Below are 16,476 nucleotides of genomic sequence, written 5' to 3'. Positions count from 1 at the left end.
CGCCCTTTCCGGGGCTGAAGGGCGCGCGATCGCGAAAACGGCACGAGACATGCTCCCGCGGCGATGACCAGCAACGATGCGAGGGCGCCAGCCTCATGAAGCGCGTAGGATGGGGGAGCCTGGGTCTCGTCGCCCTGGCCTTGTCCGGTGCGGCCCAGGCCGGCGAGACCGTCACCGGCAAGGCGACGGTCCTCGAAGGGGATACGCTTCTCGTCGGCGGCCGCGTGATCGGCCTCTACGGGCTCGCCGCGCCAGGCCTCCAGGAAATCTGCCTGAACGGGAAGAGCCTTCCTTACCGGTGCGGTCTCCAATCGGCCCAGGCGCTCGAACACCACGTGCGCGGCGCGACCCTCCACTGTCAGATCGTGCAGGGGATCGATGCCGCGGGCCGCGCGCTCTCCATCTGCCACAAGGACGAGGAAGACCTGAACGCCTGGATGGTCTCGCATGGCCACGCCATGGCCGAGCGGACCGGAGACCGTCCCTACGCAACAGCCGAACTCCCGGCCTGGGCCAGGCGCGAAGGCCTCTGGAGCGGCTCCTTCGCCGACCCGGCCGAGCGCCAGCGGGACAGCTACACCTCCCTCGGCGCGGTCGCAGGCATCGTGACGGAAGGCATGCGCCCGTAGAGCGAAACCAGCCGCGGCCCATCCCGGAGGTTTTTTCGCGCCAGCCTTGCCCGAGACCGCCGCCCAGCGCGAGCACCGCCAGCGGGAGGTGTCCAACGGCCTGCGTTACGTGGTGCGTTACGGCGTGGCTTGGGGTGCGATGCCCCAGGATCTGCCGCCCTAGCCGCGTATACGATTAGGCGCAACGCTGGCTGCGGGCCGGCTGCTTCGAGAGCTTGGTCCACGACCTGCGCGCCGTGTTGCGCCTAGCTGCAGCCGAGCCGAGGAGCCCTCCGCCGTCATGCTCGAGAGCCGCACCTTGCATTCGACGCCCGAGAGTGGCGCCCGCGCGGCCTGGGACGGACACAAGCGCACCCGAGGCTCGAAGCTTCATGCGGCCGTCGATACGCTCGGCCAAGTACTGGCGCTGCACGTCACACCGGCCAATACCGATGACCGCGCCGCGGTGGCCGTGCCGGCTGACACTGTGCAGGAGGCGACGGCTGATCGCTTCCGCCGGCCTGTTCGCGCAAGGGACGCTCCTCCATGAGGGCGAGGAAGCCGAAGGCCAGGATCAGGCCGAGGCAGGCGGCGGCGAAGACGGAGCGGAAGGTGAGGGCGAGCTGCCCCGCCTCGGCGCCGCGGATCAGGCTCTCCATGTCCCGGACGCCCGCGCCGTCGCCGGCCATCGCCCCGCCCAGCACGATCGTCCCGAACACGGCCACGATCAGGGCGCCGCCCAGGGAGCGGAAGAAGTTCATCGAGGCCGTCGCGATGCCGAGCTGATGCCGGGGGACCGCGTTCTGGATCGCGATCGTCGAGAGGGGCAGCACCGTGCCGATCCCCATGGAGAGCAGCACGAACAGGATCTCCAGGAGCCAGAGCGGCAGGCTCCGGCTCCCGGCGGCGAGCGCCGCGCAGCAGGCGATACTGATCAGCAGCATCGCCAGGGGCACGCGCTTGTAGTGCCGCAGAGAGACCATCGCCCGGCCCGAGGCGGTCGCGCCGAGCACGGTGCCGACCATCAGGGGCACCATCGCCGCGCCGGACTGGCTGGCGCTGAGGCCGATGACGCCTTCGAGGAAGATCGGCACGTAGATCGAGAGCCCGATCAGGGTGCCCATGGCGAAGCAGGCGGCGAGCGTCGCGCTGTACACCACCCGATCCTTCAGGACGCTGGTCGGGATCAGGGGCTCCGGCGCCGTCGCGAGCCGTGCCGCGAAGAGCGCGCCGACGACCAGGCCGAGGGCCAGGAGCCCGAGCACGGGCGCCGAGCCCCAGGGATAGCGCAGGCCGCCCCAGCTCAGCGCCAGCATCAGGCTCGTGGAGCTCAGCACCAGCAGCAGGGCGCCGGGATAGTCGACGCGGTGGCGCCGCTCGTTGCGGGGCAGGCGCTTCAGCTGCCCGTTGGTGAGGGCGAAGGCGAGGAGCCCGATCGGCAGGTTGATCCAGAAGATCGCCGACCAGTGCAGATGCTCGGCGAGGAAGCCGCCCAGCAGCGGCCCCGCCACCGAGGCGAGGGCGAACACGCCGGCGATGTAGATCTGATAGCGCGCCCGCTCCTTGGGCGACATGATGTCGGCGAGGATGGTCTGGGCGAGGGCGATGAGGCCGCCGCCGCCGATGCCCTGCAGCCCCCGCGCCAGGGCGAGCGCCGCCATGCTCGGGGCCAGGGCGCAGAGCAGGGAGCCGAGGCTGAAGGTGCCGATCGCGATCAGCAGCATGATGCGGCGGCCGTGGATGTCGGAGAGCTTGCCGTAGAGCGGCGTGACCGCCGTGGAGGCGAGCAGATAGGCGGTGACGATCCAGGGCAGGTCGCCGGCATCCCCGAGATCGCGCCCGATCGTCGGCAGGGCGGTCGCCACGATGGTCTGGTCGAGGGCCGCGAGCAGCATCGCCGCGACGAGGCCGATCACGATGGCGCGGATCTCGGCTTGGCTCAGGGGCGCCCGCGCGGCGGGAAGCGGCGCGTTCATGCGCGGAACGCTGCGGACAGGCGGGAAGTCTCGGGACGCGTCACGAATCGGGCCTTGTGCGGAGGGAGGCTCTCCACACGCCCACAGCAAGGCCGGAATGGGGCGAGGCCGCCGATGACGCTGCACGCGGACGACGGCGCCGGGGGCAGCCTGGGCGGCGGTCCCGGCGGCGAGCGAGAGGGCAAGCCGGGCCACGGGACCGGGGCCGCGAGCCGGGTGCGCACCGCGGCGCTGGACGCGTCAGCTCCGATCCTGTCAGATCGCCCGGACAGAGGGGGGAAGGCGCGCCATGTCCAGCAACGGGGACGATCAGGGCCGGCTCACGCGCGCGGCGAGCTTCATCTTCCTCCACACCGAGCATGCCATCTACGCGGCGCTCGGCGCGCTGCTCGCCCTCACCGCCCTCGTCGCGCTGATCGATGCCGCCGGGCTGACCTGGGCGGCGCTCACCACCCTGGGCGGCGCCGACCAGATCCTCGAGGTGGTGGACCGGTTGCTGTTCCTGCTGATGCTCATTGAGATCCTGCACACGGTGCGGGTATCGATGCGCTCGGGCAAGCTGACCTGCGAGCCGTTCCTGATCGTCGGGCTCATCGCCTCGATCCGACGGGTGCTGGTGATCACCCTGCAATCCTCGGAGATCACCCACGCCAAGGACTGGTCGCCGGAAAAGCAGGCGCTGTTCCAGGCCTCGATGATCGAGCTCGGCGTTCTGGCCGGCCTGATCCTGACGATGGTGATCGCGATCTTCGTGCTCCACCGCGCCCGCGACGACGGCCGGACCGCGGGCGAGGAGACGCAGGATCAGGCCGGCCCGTGACGGCCCTCTCGCCTCCGCACGGATCCGATCCGGTCGGCTCATCTCGGGCCGCATGACGAAACGATGCGCCTGCTCGCGGCGAGGGGCCCTGTTTACTTTCTTGTCTCGAATGGAATTCTTCTTCCCGATCACGTGTTCATGGTCGGCCGGCGGCCGTGTCCTGCGCAGATCGGGACCTCTATAAGCAGCCCGGGGCGTGCGGCTTGCAGATCGGACGGTGCAGGCGGCACGGAGACCTGTTTTGAACCAACAGTGGCCGAGCGTGGCACGGATCGATCGCAATCTCCCCCAGACGCAGTGGCTCATGTCCCCGGGCATGGACCGCGGCGCGAGCGAGACGCCGGACACCACCGCCGAGGTGGGCGATCTCTGGCGCATCCTGGCGCGGCGCTACCGCACGATCCTGCTCGTCACCGCGCTCGTCACGGCCGGGTCCCTGCTCTACGCCTTCCTCGCGCCCTCGCTCTACACGGCGACCTCGCAGATCCTGATCGACCCGCGGGACCGGCAGGTCGTGTCCAACGACCTCAATTCCTCCGCGCTCTCGCCGGATGGCGGCATCGCCCAGGTCGAGAGCCAGGTGCGCGTCATTGAATCCGACAGCGTGCTGCTGCGGGCGATCGCCGAGGTCGGCCTCGAGACCGATCCGGAATTCGGGGGGCCGAGCACGGGCCTGCTGAGCCGCCTTGTTCAGAGCTTCACCGGCAGCGCCGACGAGAGCCCGGAGGCAGCCAAGGCCAAGGCCCTGCGCAGCCTGCGCCGCAAGCTCGCGGTCAAGCGCGCCGACAAGGTCTTCGTCATCGACGTGATCGTGACCGCCTCCGACCCGGACAAGACCGCGCGGATCGTCAACGCCATCGCCAAGGGCTACCTCGCCGATCAGGCCGATGCCCGCGCCGACGCGGCCCGGCGCGCCGCCGGCGAGCTGAGCGCGCGCCTCGACGCCCTGCGCGCGGACGTGAACAAGGCCGAGACGCGGCTCGAGGCCTTCAAGGCCAAGAACGGGCTGATCGCCTCCTCGGGCCGCATCGTCAACGAGCAGCAGATCACCGACAGCAACGCCCGGCTCGTGGCCGCCCGCAACCGCACCACCGATGCCAAGAGCCGGCTCCAGGCGGTGCGCGACGCCCGCGGCCGGGCCTTCGATCCCGGCGCCGCCCCGGAGGCGATCTCCTCCGCGGTGATCGAGCGGCTGCGCTCGCAATATGCCGATCTGACCAGCCGGGAGGCGGATCTGCGCACCCAGCTCGGGGCGCGCCATCCCTTCATCCAGGCGGTGCGCACGCAGAAGGCCGACGTGAAGCGGCTGATCGATGCCGAGCTCGACCGCATCGTCCAGGCCGCGGAGATCGAATATCAGCGCGCCCTGACCAACGAGCGCATGCTCACCGGCAATCTCGACGCCCTGCGGGCCGAGTCCGTCCAGACCGGCAAGGCCAGCGTGCAGTTGCGCGAGCTGGAGCGGGAGGTCGAGGCCGCGCGCTCGGTCTACAACGCCTTCCTGGTGCGCTCCCGCGAGGTCGGCGAGCAGGCCGGCGTCGATCCCACCAATGCCCGCGTCATCACCTGGGCGCGCCCGCCGGAGGAGCGGAGCTGGCCCCTGCGCCTGCTCGTCATCGGCGCGGGCCTCGCCGGCGGCCTCGGCTGCGGCGCGGGTCTCGCCCTGGTGCGGGAATACGTGAATCCGACGCTGCTCTCCCGCCGCCAGCTCGAACGGCTCCTCGGCGCCCCGGTCCTGGCGGTGCTGCCCGGGGCCAGGCACCTCGCCAAGGGGAGTGGGGCCGCCCCGGCCGCCTTCGCCCTGGACGGGCTCTACGGCCTGAACAGCTCCCCGGGCGGCCAGCGGGCGCTCACCGTGATGGTGACGGCCGCCGCCTCCGACGCGGGCGAGCGCAAGGCGGCCATCGACCTCCTCGCCGCCGTGGCGACGGCGAGAGGCGACCGGGTCCTGGTGATCGAGGCCGATCTCAGCGCCGGCCAGGTCGGGGAGGGCGGCCTCTTGGAGGTGCTGCGGGGCGAGCAGAGCCTCAATGCCGTCTCGGCGGAAGACACCGCCACGGGGGCCCGCCGGCTCGGTGTCGGCAACGGCCAGAAGCCGGTGCGCGACGCCTTCGAGCGGGAGAATGTCAGCCGCTTCCTCGCCGGTATCGGCAGCCGCTACGATCTGGTGCTGTTCGACGGCGGCACCCTCTCGGAGAATCTCCGCATCGGCGCCCTGGCGGCCTCGGTCGACCGGCTGCTCGTGGTCGCCCGTGGCGGCCTGACCCGGCAGAAGGACCTGATCGACCTCGGCAAGGTCGCCGCCACGCTGCAGCGCCCGATCGCGGGCACCCTCATGATCGAGGGCGGAAAGGCGGGTCGATGATCCCGTCCGGCCAGGCCGCCTGGGCGCCCCCGCGGCGGCGCGGCCTGCGGCTGAGCATGGAGCCGGTGCTGCTCCTCACGGCGGCGATCATCATGGGCGTGTCCGGCGGCATGCTCTGGCTCGTCGGCATCAATTACGACGGGCTCACCGGCTCGGCGATCCACAAGCTGCACCCCGCGACCTACCTGTCCGGCCTCCTCTTCGCCGTGACTATGCTGCGGGCCGGCAACCCGGTCGCCTATCTCGCCAGCGCCGCCGCGCGCCGGCCGGCGAGCGCGCTGATGACGATCATCGGCCTCGTCTATTTCCTGCACATCGTCCTGCGCGGCGCCCCCGGCATGGCCGGCGCCCTCGACACCTTCATGCTGCCGGGCCTCATCGGCATCCTGCTTGCCGACGCGGAGGCGCGCACCCTGCGCCGGCTGGAATGGGTGGTGCACGCGGTGATGCTCGCCAATGCCGGGCTCGGCCTCGTCGAGTTCGCCACCAACCAGCGCTTCTTCCCCTATCGCCTCGACGGCGAATTGTTCGGGAACGACACGCGCTCGACCTCCCTGCAGGGGCACCCGCTCGGCAACGCCACGCTCACCTCGGTCTATGTCCTCGCCCTCATCGCGGGGGGCGGATCGATGCCGCCGCTCCTGCGCCTCGGCATGATCGGGCTGCAATCGGCCGCCCTCGTCACCTTCGGCGGCCGCTCCGGCATGGTCGTCACCCTGGTGCTCGGCGGCGGCTACGGCCTGCTGCTGCTCCACCGGACCCTGATGGCCGGGCGGATCCCGCTGCTCGCCGCCGCGGCGGCCGTGTTCGCCCTGCCGCTCGTGCCCCTCGGCATCGGCGCGCTCGCCTATTTCGGCTTCTTCGACGCGCTGCTCCAGCGCTTCTCCTCGGATGGCGGCAGCGCCAATGCCCGCGTCGAGATGTTCGCGCTGTTCGGCAAGCTGCCCCTGCGTCAGCTCGTCTTCGGCCCCGACACCGCCCTGGTCGAGAGCCTGCGCCGCATCAACGGCCTCGAATGGGGCATCGAGAACCCGGTGATCCGCACGCTGCTCTACCAGGGCGCGCTGATGACCGGCCTGCTCATGATCGGCGTGACGCTCTTCCTGGTCGAGGTCGCCCGGCATTGCCGCCGGGGCATCGCCCTGCCGATGATCGCCTTCCTCATGCTGATCATGACCTTCGAGAGTCTGGGTGGAAAGACGACGCTGCTGTCGAAATTCGCGATCCTGCTCCTCGCCCTCTATCGGCCCCTGCCCGAACGCCCCGATGCCCGCCGCTGAACCGTGGCAGGCTCAGCGCGGGGAGGGCACGCGCAGGCCGAGCGCCGTGAAGATCGCCGCATCGGGCGCGCGGGTCGTGTCGTCGATCAGGCCCATGCCGTCGAACAGGTTCCAGAAGGCCCAGGCGAAGCCGAAGGATTCGGCGCTCTCGCGCACGTCGCGCACGTAGCGGGCACGGTCGGCGGCCTTCGCCGCGACGTAGCGGGCATCGCTGCGCAGCGCCCCGAACTCCCCCATCAGGATCCGCCCGGGCGGCAGGCCATGCGTGTCCGCCCAGCCCCGCACCGCGGAGAGATAGCGGTCGAGGAAGCGCCGGTCCGGATTCGCGGCGAAATACTCCGCCATCTTCGCTTCGGTGATCCGGTAGGCCGCCGCCTTCTCCGCCCGGCTCCGCCCGGTATCCGCCGCCATCCGCGCCCGCACCGCGGCAAGGGTCTCGTCGAGGCGGCCGGCCGAGCCCGGCCAGGGCACGGCGTTGAGGGCGCGGTAGACCGGCTCGCGCATCCAGGAGGCACCCTGGTGGCTGAACAGGTAGGGCTCGTAGAAATGCACGTCGTAGAGGAGCGGCGCGAAGGCGGCGAGCCGCTTCGGATCGAGGGCGAGCAGGCCCGGGACCATGCTGCCGCAGGCCCCGGTGGCGACGAGGGTGAGGCCGGACGAGGCCGCCCGCGCCGCCGCGAGCAGGTCTCGCTGCAGGGCGTCCCAAGCGGCCGCCCCGCACCCTTGGGGCGGCTCGTTCACCGGTTCGAGGGCGACACGTCCCCGACGGCCGAAGCGCGCGGCGAGGGCGGCCACGAAGGCGCGGTAGTCCGGCCAGAGCGGCGCCTGGGCGCTGCCGTAGAGCGCGGCGGGGTTGTAGTGATGCGTGGCCCCATTGGCATGGACGTTGAGGACCAGGGACAGGCCGGCCCCGAGGATCGCGTCGACCGCGCCGTCCAGTTCGGCGAAGAGCGCGTCGCGCTGCCGGTCCGTGAAGGCGAGGAAGGGGCCGGGATCGACCGGCAGCCGTACGAAGTCGAGCCCCGACGCGGCGAGGCGCGCCAGATCCTGCCGCGTCGGCACCGGCCGCTCCGGCTGGAAAGCGGGCCAGCCGTAATCCGTGCGCGGCGGCGGGTATTCCCGGGTCAGGGCGAACCAGGGCCAGAGGTTGACGCCCCGGCGCAGGGCGATCGGCTCGGGCGCGGCGCAGGCGCCCGGCGAGGAGCCCGGCAGGGCGGCGCAGGCGAGGGCCCCGGCGATCGCCCCCCGGCGGGTCGGGCGGTCGTCCTCCGAGGGAGGGCTCATCGCGAGCGCTGCGCCATCCCGAGGGCGGCCGGCGCGCCGCCGCCGGTCGGTGCCGCCGCGTAGCCGCCGAGCGCCCGGATCTCGTCCTCGTAGGTTTCGAGGATTTCGGTCCAGTCGAACCGCTTCGCCTGACGCCGCGCCGCGCGGCGCGCGGCCCCGGCCCGCTCGTCGTTCTCGAGCATGTCGACGATCAGCCGCTCGCAGGATTCGGCATCCGTGAAATAGGCCTGTCCCTCGCCGGCGGTGCCGCGGTTATAGGCGTTGTCGTGGGCGATGATCGGGCTGCCGGCCCAGAGCGCCTCGACCAGGGACGGATTCGTGCCGCCGACCGAATGGCCGTGCAGATAGGCCCGGGCGTGGAAGCGCAACGCCTTCACGGTGCCGGCATCGTAGATGGCGCCCGGGAACAGCACCTCGTCCCCCGCGGCCGCCTTCACGCGCGCATGGTAGGGATTGGCGGGATCGAGCTTGCCCAGCACCACCAGGGTCGCGTTCCGCCGCCGCCGCGCGAAGGCCTCGACGAAGGTGAGGATGTTGTTGTCGGGCTCGATGCGGGCGATCGACACCAGATAGCGTCCGGGCTCCAGCCCGAGCGCCCGCACCGGCGCGTCCGGGGCCTCGGTGACCGGGTCGCCGCCATAGGGAATCGTGGCGATGGCGCTGCGGGGGCGCCGCGTCGCGAGGTGGTCGGCGATGACCGGATGGTCCGCTACCAGCCGGTGCGAGGACCAGGCGGCGATCCACTCGTTGACCCAGAACCAGCTGCGCACGGCCCACATCCATTTCGGCCGGCGCCACTCGATGCCGTCCATGTTGGTGAGGACCGGACGGCCGCGCAGCCGCAGGAGCGGCAGGAACACCGCGCCGTTATAGCCGAGCACGAGGCAGACGCCGTCCCGCCGCGCCGCATCGACGACGCAATGATAGTCGAATTCGAGGGTGGCCCAGGGCCCCTTGGAGGCCACCTCGACATGGATCAGCTCGACGCCCCGCCACGTCTCGGTGGCGAAGCGCTGCGCGACCCTCTCCACCTCACGCTGGCAATAGACGCGCACCTGCCAGCCGCGGCCGGCCAGGAACAGCGCGAGCCGCTCCGCGAAGGTCTCGAAGCCGCCATGGGCCGCCGGGATGCCGCGCGTCCCGAGGATCAGGACGGAAGGTCGGGGCAGGGTCATACCTGGTCTCACAATGAAACGTCGTGCGTCTCGCAACGGGATGACGAAAGGATGTCGCAATCATCCCCGAAGGATTTTTGCACAGCTCCGGCAGCACTGCGCCACCTCGACGGAAGGTTGCGCAAACTTCGCGCCCGGCTCGCCTTTTGCCATTCTCGGGTTGCAACGTCGTCAATCGTGCCGATTGGGAGCACAGGGAACTCTGGATGACCCGCATTACCTGCGTGCATCAGGGCTACGAGCTTTACGGCTCGGACCGGAGCTTCGTGGAAAGCGTGCGCGTGATCCGCGCCTCCTATCCACAGGCCTTCATCGAAGTCCTCCTGCCCAGCGACGGACCGATCGTCGTCCCGCTGCGGGACTTTGCCTCGAAGGTCACCATCGTTCCGCTCTGGGTGCTGCGCCGCCGCGATCTGCCGCGCCTCGCCACCCTCGGCCTGCTCCGCCTGCCCCTCGCCGTCGGCCGCGCCCTCTGGCGGCTGCGCCGGAGCGACCTCGTCTACGTGAACACCTGCGTCGTGGCGGATTACCTCCTCGCCGCCGGGCTGAGCCCGGGCCGCACCATCGTCCATGTCCACGAGATCCCGGAGGGCATGGTGCGCCAGGGCCTGCGGGCCCTGCTGCGCGGGAGCCGGGCCGAGATCGTGTTCAATTCCCGGGCGACGCAGGCCGCCTTCGCCCTGCCGGCGCGGATCGGCCAGCGCGTCGTCTATAACGGCATCGCCGATCCCGGCGCCCCGAAGGGCATGGGCTATGACGGCACGCGCCCCCTGCGCCTGCTGATGCTCGGGCGGATCAGCCGCATCAAGGGTCAGGACGTGCTGCTGGAGGCCCTGGCGCAGCTGCCGGAGGCCCTCAAGCACCGGATCGCGGTGCGCATCGTCGGCAGCGCCTTCGAGGACGAGGCCCGGGAGCGGGCCCTCGCCGAGACCATCCTCGCCTCCGGCCTTGCCGGAACCGTGACCTGCCTGCCCTTCGTGCCGGATCCGGGGGCGCATTTCCGCTGGGCGGATGTCGTCGCCGTGCCCTCCCGCCTGCCCGAATCCCTCGGCCGCGTGGCGATCGAGGCGATGGCCCACGGCGTGCCCCCGATCGTCTCGCGGATCGGCGGCCTGCCGGAGGTGGTCGAGCATGGCCGCACCGGCTGGATCGTGCCCCCCGGCCGGGCGGACGCGCTCGCCCAGGCGCTTGCCGCCATCATCGCCGAGCCGGATTCCTGGTCCGGTTACCCGGCCGCCGCACGGGCTCGCTACGAGCGGATCTTCGCCCAGGGCGCCTGCGCGGAGGCGCTGAGCGCCGCCCTCGAGGGCGTGCTCGGCGCGCGGACGAGCCGCGCCCCGGCGCCGGCCGGCAGCGCGGTGTACCGATGACCCGGGACAAGGGGCTGCTGGCGCGCTTCGTCCTCATCCTCGGCGGCGAGTTCGTCCAGAGCGCGTTCCATTTCGCGCTCAACATCGCGCTGGTGCGCACGCTCACCCAGTACGATTACGGCGTCTTCTCCATCGTCTTCCTGGTGGGCGGCATCGGCCTCACCTATGTCCGGGCGCTCGCCGGCGTGCCCGCCATCACCTTCGTGCCGCCGCGCCTCGGCCGCGCCGGGGCGAAGGCGATCGAGGTGACCTTCGGCTCCGGGGCGCTCCTCATCTCGGTGCTGATCGGGGCCGGCGTCTGCGTGGCGCTCCTGTTCACGCCGCAGGTGCATCCCCTGCCGGGCGGCCTCTTCGTCGCGCTCTGGTGCCTGCGCAGCTACCTGCGGCTGGCCTTCTTCGCCAAGCGCCGGCCCCTGGAATCGGGCCTCGGCGACCTCACCTTCGCCCTGCTCGGCACGGGGCTGGCGCTCCTGCTGGTGCATGGCGACGATGCCCGGCGCATCGAGGGCGTGTTCGTGGCCCTGGCCTGCGCCCATGCCGCGGGAATCCTGGTCTCCCTCGCCGCCCTGCGCGAGCGGGTGCGGGTCAGCTTCGGCGCGCCGTTCCGCCGGCGCTACGGGGCTTTGCGCGGGAAACTCGGCTGGTCGCTCCTCGGCGTCACCACCACGACGCTGCAGGGCCAGGGTCAGGTTCTGGTGGTCGCCCTGATCGCGGGGCCCGACGCCTATGCCCCCATCGCCGCCTGCCTGGTGCTGTTCGCGCCCCTGCGCCTCGGCGCCTCGGCGCTCGGCAACATGGTCCAGCCCGAGATCGCCGCGCATCTCGCTTCGGGGGATCTCACGGGCGCCCGGCGCCTCGCCCGCCGCGCCACGCTCCTGCTCGTCGCCGGCTGCCTCGCCTATGGCGGCCTGCTTCTCCTCGGCATGCCGGTGATCGACGCGCATCTCTTCGCGGGGCGCTACGCCCACGAGCCCCTCGCCCTGATCACGGGCCTGCTCTGGGCGGTGGTGACCGTCTCCCTGGCCTACGGGGCGCCGCGCCTGCTGCTGGAGACGGCCCAGGATTTCCGCTTCCTGGCCGGCCTCTCGGCCGCGAGCGCGGCGGCCGGCATGGCGGCGGTGACGCTGCTCCTCGTCGTCTCGACGCCGGCCTGGTCGATCCTCGGCCTGCTCCTGTCCGAGACGATCGTCCTCGTCGCCTGCAGCGCCGTCTTCGCGCCGGCCGGGTCCGCCCGGTCGGTCCGCACGGAGCGACGGCTCGCCGGGAGCACCGGGAACGCCTGAGGCCCGCGACCGGGCCGCGAACGGTCGCCCCCCATGGGATGAGCCCGCCACATCCGGCCGCCGCAGCGCGGCGGCACGGGTCGCGCGGTCAGGCGGCGCGCTTCACGCGGATGGCGTCGCCGCCCTTGCCACCGCCCCAGGCGGCGAGAAGGCTGCGGCTCACCTCGGCCGGCGTGTGACGGGCGCCGAGGCTGTCGACGATCACGACGCCCTGCATGCCCGCCGCGCTCATGGTCAGCGCCTGTTCCAGGGCGGAGAGCATCGAATCCCGCTCGAAGCTGACCTGGCCCGCGCCCGTCCGTGCATTGACGATGAAGCTCACTGGGACACCATTTTTGCCAGGCAGGTCGTCGGGACCGGCCGATTTTCTGAAAAGCCCGAAGTTCGGGCGCCGAGCCTCCCCGGATCGGCCATCCCATCAACTTCGATGTGACGGCATCAGGTTGACGAATCCTGAGCGGAACTGCGTTCTCTCAAGGCAAGATTGGGGCGCGGCAAACATTGGCCGCCCCGCGCCGGTCCCCGGCGACCCGGAACGAGGCCGGAGCGGCAGCGCCGCGGGACCGGGACGGCATCGGGATCGCGGACACATCAATCCGCGAAACACCGCCTGCGAAATGGCCAGCCTTCGCCCAGCCGCCGCAGGATGACGCGATCCGCCACGGCGACGGCCGAGCTGGAAGCGTTCTTGCGTGGGGTGCAGAGAGGCGAGGGGCGCCGGACCGGAAGACGATGGATCTCAACACGATCGAGACGGTGGTGAAGCCACGGGACAAGGCGGATCTGCCGGGCTGGCAGCCGGGCGACGCCTGGCTCGCGGGCGGAACCTGGCTCTTCTCCGAGCCGCAGCCTTCCCTGCGCCGCCTGATCGACCTGACCGGGCTCGGCTGGGAGACGCATCGCATCGACGCGGCGGGGCTCACCCTCGCGGCGACCTGCACCATCGCCGCCCTGGAGCGGCTGGACCTGCCGCCCGCCTGGACGGCGGCCCCCCTCGTCGGCCAGTGCTGCCGGGCGCTGCTCGGCTCCTTCAAGGTCTGGAACCTCGCGACCGTCGGCGGCAATCTCTGCATGGCGCTGCCCGCCGGGCCGATGATCGCGCTGACGGCGGCCCTCGACGGAATCTGCACCCTGTGGACGCCGCAGGGCGGCGAGCGCCAGCTGCCCGTCGAAGCCTTCGTATTGGGGCCGCAGAGCACGGCCCTCGCCCCCGGCGAGATCCTGCGCAGCATCGCGCTGCCGGTGGCGGCCCTGCGCCGCCGCACGGCCTTCCGCCGCATCTCCCTGAGCCCGAACGGCCGCTCCGGCGCCCTCCTGATCGGGACCCTGGACGCTGCAGGGGCCTTCGCCCTCACCGTCACCGCCTCGACCCGCCGTCCGGTGAAGATCGCTTTCGCGACGGTCCCGGATGCCGACGCGTTGACCGCGGCCCTCGCCGCCGCGATCCCCGCCTCCCTCTGGTACGACGACGTGCACGGCGCGCCGGACTGGCGGGAACGCGTGACCCATCACCTCGCACACGACATCCGGGCCGAGCTTTCCGGGGAGATCGCCTGATGCAGCTCAGCGTGAACGGGGGCGCCTTCGAGGCGGAGCCGCGCCCCGGCCAGTGCCTGCGCACCTTCCTGCGCGATCTCGGCTGGTTCGGCGTCAAGAAGGGCTGCGATGCCGGCGATTGCGGCGCCTGCACCGTCCATCTCGATGGGGAGCCGGTCCATTCCTGCCTGCTTCCGGCCTTCCGCGCCGAGGGCCGGGCGGTGACGACGATCGAGGGGCTGGCCGGACCCTGCCGCCTCTCGGAGGGGGTGCCGGAGGCGATGCATCCGATGCAGGAGGCCTTCCTCGCCGCCCAGGGCTTCCAGTGCGGCTTCTGCACGCCGGGCATGGTGATGACCGCCGCCGCCCTGGACCAGGGCCGCCGCCAGGATCTCGACGCCGCGCTGAAGGGCAATCTCTGCCGCTGCACCGGCTACCGCGCCATCCGCGACGCCATCGCCGGCATCGGCCATGTCGAGGCGGAGGCGGGCGATCCGGTCGGGCGCAGCCTGCCCGCACCGGCGGGACCCGGGGTGGTGAGCGGGCGCACGCCCTATACCTTCGACCTCGCGATTCCCGGACTGCTGCATCTCAAGGTGCTGCGCGCCCCCCACGCCCATGCCCGCATCCTGCAGATCGACCGCGCCGCCGCCCTCGCCGTGCCCGGCGTCGTCGCGGTGCTCACCCACGAGGATGTTCCCGCCCGCCGCTTCTCCACCGGCCGTCACGAGAATCCCCACGACGATCCCGCGGACACGCTGATCCTCGACGCGGTCGTGCGCTTCAAGGGCCAGCGGGTCGCGGCGGTCGTCGCCGAGAGCGAGGCGGCGGCCGAGGCCGGCTGCCGCGCCCTCGTGGTCGAATACGAGACCCGGCCGGCCGTGTTCGACCCGGACGCCGCCATGCGGCCGGAGGCGCCGCGGGTCCATGACGGCTCCGACCGCCCCGGCGAGGACGCGCCGCCGCTCCTGTCCCATCCCAATCTCGCCGGGGAGGCCCATGGCCGGATCGGCGATGTGGAGGCGGGCTTCGCCGAGGCCGACGCGATCCACGAGGGCACCTACGTCTCGCAGCGGGTGCAGCACGCCCATCTGGAGACCCATGGGGCCGTGGGCTGGCTCGATGCGGAGGGGCGCCTCGTGATCCGCTCCTCGACGCAGGTGCCCTTCCTGACCCGCGATGCCCTCTGCGCCCTGTTCGACCTCGACCGCGACCGGGTTCGGGTGCTCTGCGAACGGGTCGGCGGCGGCTTCGGCGGCAAGCAGGAGACGCTGACCGAGGACCTCGTGGCCCTCGCGATCCTCAAGACCGGCCGGCCGGTCAAATGGGAGATGACGCGCGCCGAGCAATTCGCCGCCTCGACCACCCGCCATCCCATGCGGGTGCGGGTGAAGCTCGGGGCGAAGCGCGACGGCACCCTCACCGCCATCCAGCTCCACGTCGTCTCCAACACCGGCGCCTACGGCAACCATGGCGGCGGCGTGCTCCACCACGGCTGCAACGAGTCGATCGCCGCCTATCGCTGCCCGAACAAGCGGGTCGACGGCTATGCGGTCTACACGCACACGGTCCCGTCCGGCGCCTTCCGGGGCTACGGCCTGAGCCAGACCATCTTCGCCATGGAATCCGCCCTCGACGAGCTCGCCCGCAGCCTGGCGATCGATCCCTTCGCCATGCGCCGGATCAACGCCGTGCGCCCCGGCGATCCCATGGTCTCGACCAGCCTGGAGCCGCACGACGTCGCGTATGGCAGCTACGGGCTCGACCAGTGCCTGGACGCGGTCCAGGCCGCGCTGACGGAGGATCCCGGCCTGCCGTCCCCCGGCCCGGACTGGCAGGTCGGCACCGGCATGGCCATGGGCATGATCGACACGATCCCGCCCCGCGGGCACCGGGCGGATGCCCGCATCCGGCTCGAACCGGACGGGACCTACGCCCTGTTCGTCGGCACCGCCGAGTTCGGCAACGGCACCAGCACCGTGCACCGACAGATCGCGGCCTCGGTCCTCGGCACCAGCGTCGCGCGCATCGTCCTGCGGCAATCGGATACCGATATGGTCGGCCACGATACCGGCGCCTATGGCAGCACCGGCACGGTGGTGGCCGGGCAGGCGACGATGCGGGCGGCGCAGGCGCTGGCCGAGGCGATCCGGGCCGCCGCCGCGCTTCGGGCGGGCACGGTCCCCGAATCCTGCCGGATCGCGGCCGATCACGTCGCCGTGCCGGGGGGCATTCTTCCCCTGGCCGCCCTGGCGGCGGGGGAGGGGATCGAGGCGGCCGGCTTCTCGGACGGCACGCCGCGCTCGGTGGCCTTCAACGTCCAGGCCTTCCGGGTCGCCGTGCACCCGGTCACCGGCGAGGTGCGCATCCTGCGCAGCGTCCACGCCGCCGATGCGGGCCGGGTGATGAACCCGATGCAGTGCCGCGGCCAGATCGAGGGGGGCGTGGCCCAGGCGCTGGGTGCCGCGCTCTACGAGGAGGTGCAGCTCGACGCGGAGGGCGGCGTCCTCACCCAGACCTTCCGCAATTACCACATCCCGGCCATCGCCGACGTGCCGCTGACGCAGGTGATCTTCGCCGACACCTACGACACGGTCGGGCCGCTCGGCGCGAAATCGATGAGCGAGGCGCCCTACAACCCGATCGCCGCCGCCCTCGCCAACGCGATCCGCGACGCGACCGGGGTGCGCCTCAGCGCGACGCCCTTCGCACCCGACCGGATCTTCTCGGCCTTGGGAGGCGCTTCGGAGCGGGCGGGGTGAGGCTCCGAAGCCGGGGG

13 protein-coding genes are annotated in these 16,476 nt (G+C 71.9%); 9 read left to right on the top strand and 4 right to left on the bottom strand.

Annotation, left to right across the window (positions count from 1 at the left end):
• Positions 1-95 precede the first annotated feature (95 nt).
• The gene (locus MFF21_RS16520) at positions 96-629 is read left to right on the top strand and encodes a thermonuclease family protein (RefSeq protein ID WP_238312391.1); all 534 of its coding nucleotides are present in this window, start codon (positions 96-98) and stop codon (positions 627-629) included.
• A gap of 280 nt (positions 630-909) precedes the next feature.
• Complete coding sequence (locus MFF21_RS24125) at positions 910-1,158, top strand: transposase (protein WP_373325037.1); 249 nt, start codon at positions 910-912, stop codon at positions 1,156-1,158.
• On the opposite strand, the gene MFF21_RS16510 is transcribed toward MFF21_RS24125, so the two are convergent.
• Positions 1,043-2,584, bottom strand: a complete 1,542-nt coding sequence (locus MFF21_RS16510) for an MDR family MFS transporter (protein WP_238312390.1) — start codon at positions 2,582-2,584, stop codon at positions 1,043-1,045. The genes MFF21_RS24125 and MFF21_RS16510 overlap by 116 nt on opposite strands.
• Positions 2,585-2,873: 289 nt before the next feature.
• Here MFF21_RS16510 and MFF21_RS16505 point away from each other — a divergent pair, with 289 nt between their 5' ends.
• From MFF21_RS16505 to MFF21_RS16495, 3 genes are all read left to right on the top strand, one after another.
• Complete coding sequence (locus MFF21_RS16505) at positions 2,874-3,404, top strand: phosphate-starvation-inducible PsiE family protein (RefSeq protein WP_238312389.1); 531 nt, start codon at positions 2,874-2,876, stop codon at positions 3,402-3,404.
• Positions 3,405-3,666: 262 nt separating this feature from the next.
• Positions 3,667-5,769, top strand: a complete 2,103-nt coding sequence (locus tag MFF21_RS16500; protein ID WP_238312388.1) for a GumC family protein — start codon at positions 3,667-3,669, stop codon at positions 5,767-5,769.
• Complete coding sequence (locus MFF21_RS16495; protein WP_238312387.1) at positions 5,766-7,049, top strand: VpsF family polysaccharide biosynthesis protein; 1,284 nt, start codon at positions 5,766-5,768, stop codon at positions 7,047-7,049. The genes MFF21_RS16500 and MFF21_RS16495 overlap by 4 nt, the downstream gene beginning before the upstream one ends.
• A 12-nt stretch (positions 7,050-7,061) precedes the next feature.
• On the opposite strand, the gene MFF21_RS16490 is transcribed toward MFF21_RS16495, so the two are convergent.
• Positions 7,062-8,333 carry a glycoside hydrolase family 5 protein gene (locus MFF21_RS16490; RefSeq protein ID WP_238312386.1) on the bottom strand — a complete coding sequence of 424 codons (1,272 nt, stop codon included), beginning with the start codon at positions 8,331-8,333 and terminating at the stop codon, positions 7,062-7,064.
• Entirely contained in the window at positions 8,330-9,508 is a 1,179-nt protein-coding gene (locus tag MFF21_RS16485) for a DUF1972 domain-containing protein (RefSeq protein WP_238312385.1), read from the bottom strand. The genes MFF21_RS16490 and MFF21_RS16485 overlap by 4 nt, the downstream gene beginning before the upstream one ends.
• A 206-nt stretch (positions 9,509-9,714) precedes the next feature.
• Here MFF21_RS16485 and MFF21_RS16480 point away from each other — a divergent pair, with 206 nt between their 5' ends.
• Both MFF21_RS16480 and MFF21_RS16475 read left to right on the top strand, forming a co-directional pair.
• A complete protein-coding gene (locus MFF21_RS16480; protein WP_238312384.1) occupies positions 9,715-10,878 on the top strand; it encodes a glycosyltransferase family 4 protein in 1,164 nt (387 codons plus the stop codon).
• Positions 10,875-12,161 (top strand): polysaccharide biosynthesis protein, encoded by a 1,287-nt coding sequence (locus MFF21_RS16475; RefSeq protein WP_238312383.1) that lies wholly within the window; start codon positions 10,875-10,877, stop codon positions 12,159-12,161. The genes MFF21_RS16480 and MFF21_RS16475 overlap by 4 nt, the downstream gene beginning before the upstream one ends.
• 88 nt (positions 12,162-12,249) lie before the next feature.
• Here the strand turns inward: MFF21_RS16475 and MFF21_RS16470 are convergent, their stop codons facing one another.
• Entirely contained in the window at positions 12,250-12,483 is a 234-nt protein-coding gene (locus MFF21_RS16470) for a hypothetical protein (protein ID WP_238312382.1), read from the bottom strand.
• Between the two features lie 410 nt (positions 12,484-12,893).
• Between MFF21_RS16470 and MFF21_RS16465 the strand changes: the two genes are divergently transcribed.
• Both MFF21_RS16465 and MFF21_RS16460 read left to right on the top strand, forming a co-directional pair.
• Positions 12,894-13,718 carry an FAD binding domain-containing protein gene (locus MFF21_RS16465; protein ID WP_238312381.1) on the top strand — a complete coding sequence of 275 codons (825 nt, stop codon included), beginning with the start codon at positions 12,894-12,896 and terminating at the stop codon, positions 13,716-13,718.
• Complete coding sequence (locus MFF21_RS16460; protein WP_238312380.1) at positions 13,718-16,459, top strand: molybdopterin-dependent oxidoreductase; 2,742 nt, start codon at positions 13,718-13,720, stop codon at positions 16,457-16,459. Before MFF21_RS16465 ends, MFF21_RS16460 begins: the two co-directional genes overlap by 1 nt.
• Positions 16,460-16,476 lie beyond the last annotated feature (17 nt).

The organism is Methylobacterium organophilum, assembly GCF_022179465.1.
Taxonomy (GTDB): Bacteria; Pseudomonadota; Alphaproteobacteria; order Rhizobiales; family Beijerinckiaceae; genus Methylobacterium; species Methylobacterium organophilum.
The sequence above is the reverse complement of the archived record's forward strand: the minus strand, read 5'-3'. Positions and strand labels throughout refer to the sequence as shown.

Coding starts and splice junctions, on each gene's coding strand:
- MFF21_RS16520 (WP_238312391.1), top strand. CDS start 96: ATGAAGCGCGTAGGATGGGGGAGCCTGGGTCTCGTCGCCCTGGCCTTG.
- MFF21_RS24125 (WP_373325037.1), top strand. CDS start 910: ATGCTCGAGAGCCGCACCTTGCATTCGACGCCCGAGAGTGGCGCCCGC.
- MFF21_RS16510 (WP_238312390.1), bottom strand. CDS start 2,584: ATGAACGCGCCGCTTCCCGCCGCGCGGGCGCCCCTGAGCCAAGCCGAG.
- MFF21_RS16505 (WP_238312389.1), top strand. CDS start 2,874: ATGTCCAGCAACGGGGACGATCAGGGCCGGCTCACGCGCGCGGCGAGC.
- MFF21_RS16495 (WP_238312387.1), top strand. CDS start 5,766: ATGATCCCGTCCGGCCAGGCCGCCTGGGCGCCCCCGCGGCGGCGCGGC.
- MFF21_RS16490 (WP_238312386.1), bottom strand. CDS start 8,333: ATGAGCCCTCCCTCGGAGGACGACCGCCCGACCCGCCGGGGGGCGATC.
- MFF21_RS16485 (WP_238312385.1), bottom strand. CDS start 9,508: ATGACCCTGCCCCGACCTTCCGTCCTGATCCTCGGGACGCGCGGCATC.
- MFF21_RS16480 (WP_238312384.1), top strand. CDS start 9,715: ATGACCCGCATTACCTGCGTGCATCAGGGCTACGAGCTTTACGGCTCG.
- MFF21_RS16475 (WP_238312383.1), top strand. CDS start 10,875: ATGACCCGGGACAAGGGGCTGCTGGCGCGCTTCGTCCTCATCCTCGGC.
- MFF21_RS16465 (WP_238312381.1), top strand. CDS start 12,894: ATGGATCTCAACACGATCGAGACGGTGGTGAAGCCACGGGACAAGGCG.
- MFF21_RS16460 (WP_238312380.1), top strand. CDS start 13,718: ATGCAGCTCAGCGTGAACGGGGGCGCCTTCGAGGCGGAGCCGCGCCCC.